Consider the following 6,269-nt stretch of genomic DNA (forward strand, 5'->3'; position numbering starts at 1 on the left):
CGCCGCCGGTGCGCGCAGCCGGCGCAGCACCGCGGCGCCCGCGCCCGGGGCGTCGGTCGGGGACGTGGTCATCCGGCGTCCGCCCCCACCGGCGGCCGGCGGCCGATCTGCAGCAGCGCGGGCTGCGGGGCCGCCTTCTCCAGCCGGATGTCCGTCACCTCGGGCGCGTAGCAGGCGAACGCCGTCTCCAGGTCGCGCCGGAGCGCGTCCTCGCCGCCGCAGCCGCAGCCGCCGGGGGCGGTGCGCAGCCGGACCGACCCGGCCTCCGCGGCGTACCCGATCAGCTCGGCCGGGCGGCCCGGCAGCGAGCGCAGCGCCCGCCGGATCCGCTGCTGGACGTTCTCCGGGTGGAGTTCGTGCAGCACCAGCAGCCCGGAGACCACCTGGTCGTCGAGCAGGGCGGCGGGCAGCGGGGCCGTCCCGTCCGCGCCGAGCAGGGCGACGATCCGGGCGAGGCCCTCGCCGTAGAACGCCATCAGCTCGCGGACGAGGTCCTCGGCCGCGGCGACGGCCGCCCCGTCCTCCTCGCCGGCCAGCCGGTCCAGGACCTCCTGGACCCGCCGGCCGGCCGTCTCCGCGGTCATCAGGCCAGTCCGCTCAGGCCGGTGGGGACGTGCATCTTCTGCACCGTGCGGCCGTCGCCGACGTACATGTGCACGCCGCAGGGCAGGCACGGGTCGAAGCTGCGCACGGCCCGCATGATGTCGATGCCCTTGAAGTTCTCCGGGGAGTTCTCCTCGAAGATCGGCGTGTTCTGCACCGCGTCCTCGTACGGGCCGGGGGTGCCGTAGCTGTCGCGGACGCTGGCGTTCCACGGGGTCGGCGGGTACGGGTGGTAGTTGGCGATCTTGCCGTCGCGGATCACCATGTGGTGCGAGAGGACGCCGCGGACGGCCTCGGTGAAGCCGCAGCCGATCGACTCGTCCGGCACCTCGAACTTCTCCCAGGTCTGGGTGCGCCCGGCGCGGACCTCGTCCAGGGCCTTCTCGGCGAAGTGCAGGGCGCAGGCGGCGGCGTAGGCCTGGAAGTAGGTGCGGGCGCGGTTGCGCTCCAGCGCGTTGGACCACTGCGGGATCTTCCACTCGAAGGTGGTCTCCGGCTTGGTCATGGTCTTCGGCAGGTTGATGACGACGCTGTGGCCGGTGGCCTTCACGTAGCCGATGTCGACCAGACCGGAGAGCGCGGTGGACCACAGGCGGGCGATCGGGCCGCCGCCGGTGTCCAGGGCGAGGTGGTCCTTGCCGTCGAACCAGCGCGGCGACATCACCCAGCTGTACTTGTCGTCGAAGTTCCGCTTCTGCGGCTGGGGGATGGTGTGCTGGTTCCACGGGTGCCGCGGGTCGACCGGGTTGCCGAGCGGGTCGTGGGTGACGAAGAGCTCCTGTCCCTCCCAGTCCTGGTAGTAGGAGCTGCCGAGCAGGATCCGGATGCCCAGGTTGATCTGGGTGAGGTCGTTGGTGACGAGCTTCCCGTCGACGACCACGCCCGGGGTGACGAACATCCGCCGGCCCCAGTCCGTCATGTTGCGGTACGTGAAGTCGCAGTGGTCCGGGTCGTTGAGGCTGCCCCAGCAGCCGAGCAGGATGCGGCGGCGGCCGACCTCCTCGTAGCCGGGCAGGGCCTCGTAGAAGAAGTCGAAGAGGTCGTCGTGGAGCGGGACGACGCGCTTCATGAACTCCACGTAGCGCATCAGCCGGCTGAGGTAGTCGGTGAAGAGCTGCACGCTGGCGACCGTGCCGACGCCGCCCGGGTAGAGCGTGGAGGGGTGCACGTGGCGGCCCTCCATCAGGCAGAACATCTCCCGGGTGTAGCGGCTGACCTGCAGCGCCTCGCGGTAGAACTCGCCCTCGATGGGGTTGAGCGAGCGCATGATGTCGGCGATCGTCCTGTACCCGTGCTCGGCGGCGTGCGGCGCCTCGGTGCGTTCGGCGCGCTCCAGCACGCCCGGGTTGGTCTCGCGGACCATCTTCTCGCAGTAGTCGACCCCGACCAGGTTCTCCTGGAAGATGTTGTGGTCGAACATGTACTCGGCGGCCTCGCCGAGGTTGATGATCCACTCGCCCAGGTGCGGGGGCTTTACCCCGTACGCCATGTTCTGCGTGTAGACCGAACAGGTGGCGTGGTTGTCGCCGCAGATGCCGCAGATCCGGCTGGTGATGAAGTGCGCGTCGCGCGGGTCCTTGCCGCGCATGAAGACGCTGTAGCCGCGGAAGACCGACGAGGTGCTGTAGCACTCCGCGACCTTCTTCTGCTTGAAATCGATCTTCGTGTGGATGCCCAGGCTGCCCACGATCCGGGTGATCGGGTCCCAGGACATCTCCATCAGGCCGTCGCCGGTCGGCTTCGCTGTCGTCGCCATCGGGAGTGTGTGCCCTTCGTCGTTGCGTCCGGGGTCGGTCACCAGGGGGTGCGGTAACCGGTGGTCAGCTTGCGGCCGGTGCGCCGCCACTTGGGCTCCTTGTCCACCGTCTTCGCGGTGATGGAGCGCAGGCTGCGGATCACGACACCGTAGGCCTCGCTGGCGGTGGCGGAGACCCGGGCACCCGGGGGCTCGTCCATGAAGGGCATGAACTTGTCCGGGAAGCCGGGCATGGTGCAGGCGATGCAGACGCCGCCCACGTTCGGGCAGCCGCCGACGCCGTTGATCCAGCCGCGCTTGGGCACGTTGCACTTGACGACCGGGCCCCAGCAGCCGAGCTTGACCAGGCACTCCGGCTCGCCGTACGCCTCCGCGAACTGGCCCTGCTCGTAGTAGCCGCCGCGGTCGCAGCCCTCGTGGACGGTCGCGCCGAACAGCCAGGTCGGCCGCAGCTTGTCGTCCAGCGGGATCATCGGGGCCGCACCGGTCAGCTGGTAGAGCAGGTAGGTCAGCGTCTCGGAGAAGTTGTCCGGCTGGATCGGGCAGCCCGGCACGCAGACGACCGGCAGGCCGGCCTTGGACGTCCAGTCCCAGCCCAGGTAGTCGGGCACGCCCATGGCGCCGGTCGGATTGCCCGCCATGGCGTGGATTCCGCCGTACGTGGCACAGGTGCCGATCGCGACCACGGCGGTGGCCTTGGGGGCGAGCCGGTCGAGCCACTCGCTGGTGGTGATCGGCTGGCCGGTCTCCGGGTCGTCGCCGAAGCCGCACCAGTAGCCCTCCGACTTGATGGACTCGTTCGGGATCGAGCCCTCCACCACCAGCACGAACGGCTCCAGTTCGCCGCGTTCGGCCTTGAAGAACCACTCGACGAAGTTGTCCGCGCCCTGCACCGGGCCGCACTCGAAGTCGATCAGCGGCCAGTGCACCGCGACCTCGGGCAGGCCCGGCAGGGCGCCGGTGACGATCTCCTCGATGCTGGGCTGCATCGCGGCGGTCAGCGACACGGAGTCGCCGTCACAGCTCAGACCGGCGTTGATCCAGAGGATGTGCACCGGCGGCTGCTTGCCCTCCGGTGGCGTGCCCCGGCCGGCGGCCTGGGCGTCGGTAGCCGTAGCACCCATGTGGATGCCTCCTAGAAACGGGGATGAGACCGGACAAAACGGACTCAACGCTCTTCATAGCAGCGTCCGCACTCCACCGCCCGGGCGAACGGCCGACGGGGTCGCTCGAACGGGCTCAGCCCGTCGTGGGTGCCGGGCCCTTGTGTCGCCGCACCGCCCGGCATACGGTGTGTTCCGCCCCATCGAACACAGCGTTTGATCCGGGGTCGGACACGCCTGCCGAACCGGGGACCCCATGACCGACCAGAGCACCGGTACCACCGCGGAGGCCGACGCCCGCGCCCTCGGCGCCCGCATCCGCGGCTACCGGGAGGCCCGAGCCCTGTCGCTGCGCGCCCTCGGCGAGGCGGCCGGTGCCAGCCCCGGCTTCCTCAGCCAGGTCGAACGCGGCCTCGCCGGCGCCAGCATCGGCATGCTCCGCCGGATCGCCGACGCCCTCGGCCTCACCATGGCCGACCTCTTCGACCACTCCGCACCTGCCGGACCCCGGGTCGTCCGCCGCGAGCTCCGCCCCGCGCTGCCCACCGCGCCCGGCACCCGCAAGTACCTGGTCTCCCAGCGGCCGCTCGCCCATCTGGAGGTGTACGCGGGCGAGTTCGACCCCGGCTCCTCCACCGGCGAGGAGGCCTACACGCACGGCGACTCCCAGGAGATCCTGCTCGTCCTCGCCGGCACCGTGACCGTCGAACTCGACGGCCACCCGTACACCCTCGACGCCGGCGACAGCCTCGACTACCGCACCGCCGTCCCGCACCGGGTCGTCAACCGCTCCGACGCCCCCGCCGAAGTGCTCTGGATCGTCAGCCCGCCCACCCCCGACTGACGGCGCCCCACCCCCGAGCCCCCGCACCCCCGCCGGAACGACCCCCAGGCAGTGACCATGAGCCCCGCACCGCCCGCCGGCCCCGCCCGCACCAACGGCCACGTCTCCCACTGGTACGCCGCGGACGGCCTGCCCGCCCCGCGGCCCGCCCTCGACGGCGACCTCGATGTCGACGTCGCCCTCGTCGGCGGCGGCTACACCGCCCTCTGGACGGCCTACTACCTCAAGAAGGCCGAACCCGCGCTGCGGATCGCCGTGCTGGAGAAGGAGTTCGCCGGCTTCGGCGCCTCCGGCCGCAACGGCGGCTGGCTCACCGCCGCCCTGCCCGGCCAGTTCCGCCGCTACGCCGCCGCGCACGGCCGGCCCGCCGCCGTCGCCATGCAGCGGGCCATGTTCGCCACGGTCGACGAGGTGGTCGCCGTCGCCGCGGAGGAGGGCATCGAGGCCGACGTCCGCAAGGACGGCGAACTGCACGTCGCCGTCGGCGCCGTCCAGGAACAGCGGATGCTCGCCCACCTGCCCGAACTGCGCGAGGAGGGCTGGGGCGAGGAGGACATGCTCCGGCTCGGCCCCGGCGAACTCGCCGACCGCGTCAGGGTCGCCGGGGCCCGCGGCGCGCTCTGGACCCCGCACTGCGCCCGGATCCACCCGGCCAGGCTCGTCCGCGGCCTCGCCGCCACGGTCGAGAGGCTCGGCGTCACCGTGCACGAGGGCACCGAGGTGCTCGACATCCGCCCCGGCGCGGCCGTCTGCCGCGGGGGCACCGTCCGCGCCCGGCACGTCCTCCGCGCCACCGAGGGCTTCACCGCCGGGCTGCGCGGCCAGCGCCGCACCTGGGTCCCGATGAACAGCAGCATGATCGTCACCGCCCCGCTCGACCGGGCGGTCCGGGACGAGATCGGCTGGCACGGCGCCGAAGTGCTCGGCGACGGCGCCCACGCCTACTGCTACGCCCAGCGCACCGCCGACGACCGGATCGCCATCGGCGGCCGCGGGGTGCCGTACCGCTTCGGCTCGCACGTCGACAGCCGGGGCGAGACGCACGCCTCGACGCAGCGCCAGCTCGCCGAGCTGCTCGGGCGGTTGTTCCCCGCCGCGGCCGGCGCGCCGATCGACCACGCCTGGTCGGGCGTGCTCGGCGTGCCCCGCGACTGGTGCGCCACCGTCCAGTACGACCCGGCGACCGGGCTCGGCGCGGCCGGCGGCTACGTCGGCCACGGCGTCGCCACCGCCAACCTCGCCGGCCGCACCCTGCGCGACCTCGTCCTCGGACGGGACACCGAGCTCACCCGGCTGCCCTGGGTCGGCCGGAAGGTCCGCGGCTGGGAACCCGAACCGCTGCGCTGGCTCGGCATCCGCGGCCTGTACGTCGCCTACCGGGCCGCCGACCGCCGGGAGTCCGGCGGCCTCGGCCGCACCTCGCTGATCGCCCGCGCCGCCGACCTGCTCAGCGGCCGCTGAGCCGCCGCCGGCCCGGGCCGGTCAGCCCGCCGTGGGCGACCAGAGCGGCTTCAGCTGGGCGATCCAGGTGTCCTTGACGGTGAATCCGACGTGCCCGTACAGGCCGAGCGCACCCGTCGGAGAGTCCGCGTCGACGCCGAGCGAGGCCGTGGCGAACCCCGCCTCGCGGGCCTCCGCCATGGCCTGCACCAGCAGCGCCGAGGCGATGCCGCGCTTGCGGCCCGCCCGCCGGGTGCCGACCAGCGAGACGTACAGGTCGCGCCGGCCGGTCGCCTCGGTGTGCGCCTCGTACTCCTCGCCGAGGACGATGCCGAGGGCCTCGCCGCCGACCGCGTCCTCCGCGACGTCGTAGGCGACGAAGCTCAGACCGGGGCGGAAGGCCGGGCCGGACGTCATGTGCGCCCAGCCCTCCTCGCTCTGCTCCGTCGAGCCCCAGTGGTCGCGGAAGGCCTCGTTGCGGACCAGCCGGGCGTCCTCGGAGCGCTCGGTGGTGAAGCCGCGC

The 6,269-nt window shown here is 72.7% G+C and carries 6 protein-coding genes; 2 read left to right on the forward strand and 4 right to left on the reverse strand.

All coding sequences use genetic code 11. The features are described from left to right. Window positions 1-68 precede the first annotated feature (68 nt). Genes ABZ641_RS22970 through ABZ641_RS22980 form a run of 3 tightly spaced genes read right to left on the reverse strand, consistent with a single transcriptional unit; the run spans window position 69 to window position 3,483 of the window. Entirely contained in the window at window positions 69-584 is a 516-nt protein-coding gene (locus ABZ641_RS22970) for a hypothetical protein (RefSeq protein ID WP_359984444.1), read from the reverse strand. After that, entirely contained in the window at window positions 584-2,359 is a 1,776-nt protein-coding gene (locus ABZ641_RS22975) for a nickel-dependent hydrogenase large subunit (protein WP_344624059.1), read from the reverse strand. The genes ABZ641_RS22970 and ABZ641_RS22975 overlap by 1 nt, the downstream gene beginning before the upstream one ends. 38 nt (window positions 2,360-2,397) lie before the next feature. After that, a complete protein-coding gene (locus ABZ641_RS22980) occupies window positions 2,398-3,483 on the reverse strand; it encodes a hydrogenase expression protein HypE (protein WP_344624058.1) in 1,086 nt (361 codons plus the stop codon). 235 nt (window positions 3,484-3,718) lie between these two features. Here ABZ641_RS22980 and ABZ641_RS22985 point away from each other — a divergent pair, with 235 nt between their 5' ends. Next, entirely contained in the window at window positions 3,719-4,306 is a 588-nt protein-coding gene (locus ABZ641_RS22985) for an XRE family transcriptional regulator (RefSeq protein ID WP_359984448.1), read from the forward strand. A 57-nt stretch (window positions 4,307-4,363) separates the two neighbouring features. After that, complete coding sequence (locus ABZ641_RS22990; RefSeq protein ID WP_359984451.1) at window positions 4,364-5,767, forward strand: FAD-binding oxidoreductase; 1,404 nt, start codon at window positions 4,364-4,366, stop codon at window positions 5,765-5,767. 21 nt (window positions 5,768-5,788) lie between these two features. Here the strand turns inward: ABZ641_RS22990 and ABZ641_RS22995 are convergent. Then, the coding region (locus ABZ641_RS22995; RefSeq protein WP_359984453.1) for a GNAT family N-acetyltransferase at window positions 5,789-6,269 on the reverse strand (481 nt) is incomplete at its 5' end.

The sequence above is a fragment of the Kitasatospora sp. NPDC007106 genome, from assembly GCF_040634455.1.
Classification (GTDB): Bacteria; Actinomycetota; Actinomycetes; order Streptomycetales; family Streptomycetaceae; genus Kitasatospora; species Kitasatospora arboriphila.

Bases quoted from the DNA above. Each gene is read 5' to 3' on its own strand.
- ABZ641_RS22970 (WP_359984444.1), bottom strand. From the start codon at position 584: ATGACCGCGGAGACGGCCGGCCGGCGGGTCCAGGAGGTCCTGGACCGG.
- ABZ641_RS22975 (WP_344624059.1), bottom strand. From the start codon at position 2,359: ATGGCGACGACAGCGAAGCCGACCGGCGACGGCCTGATGGAGATGTCC.
- ABZ641_RS22980 (WP_344624058.1), bottom strand. From the start codon at position 3,483: ATGGGTGCTACGGCTACCGACGCCCAGGCCGCCGGCCGGGGCACGCCA.
- ABZ641_RS22985 (WP_359984448.1), top strand. From the start codon at position 3,719: ATGACCGACCAGAGCACCGGTACCACCGCGGAGGCCGACGCCCGCGCC.
- ABZ641_RS22990 (WP_359984451.1), top strand. From the start codon at position 4,364: ATGAGCCCCGCACCGCCCGCCGGCCCCGCCCGCACCAACGGCCACGTC.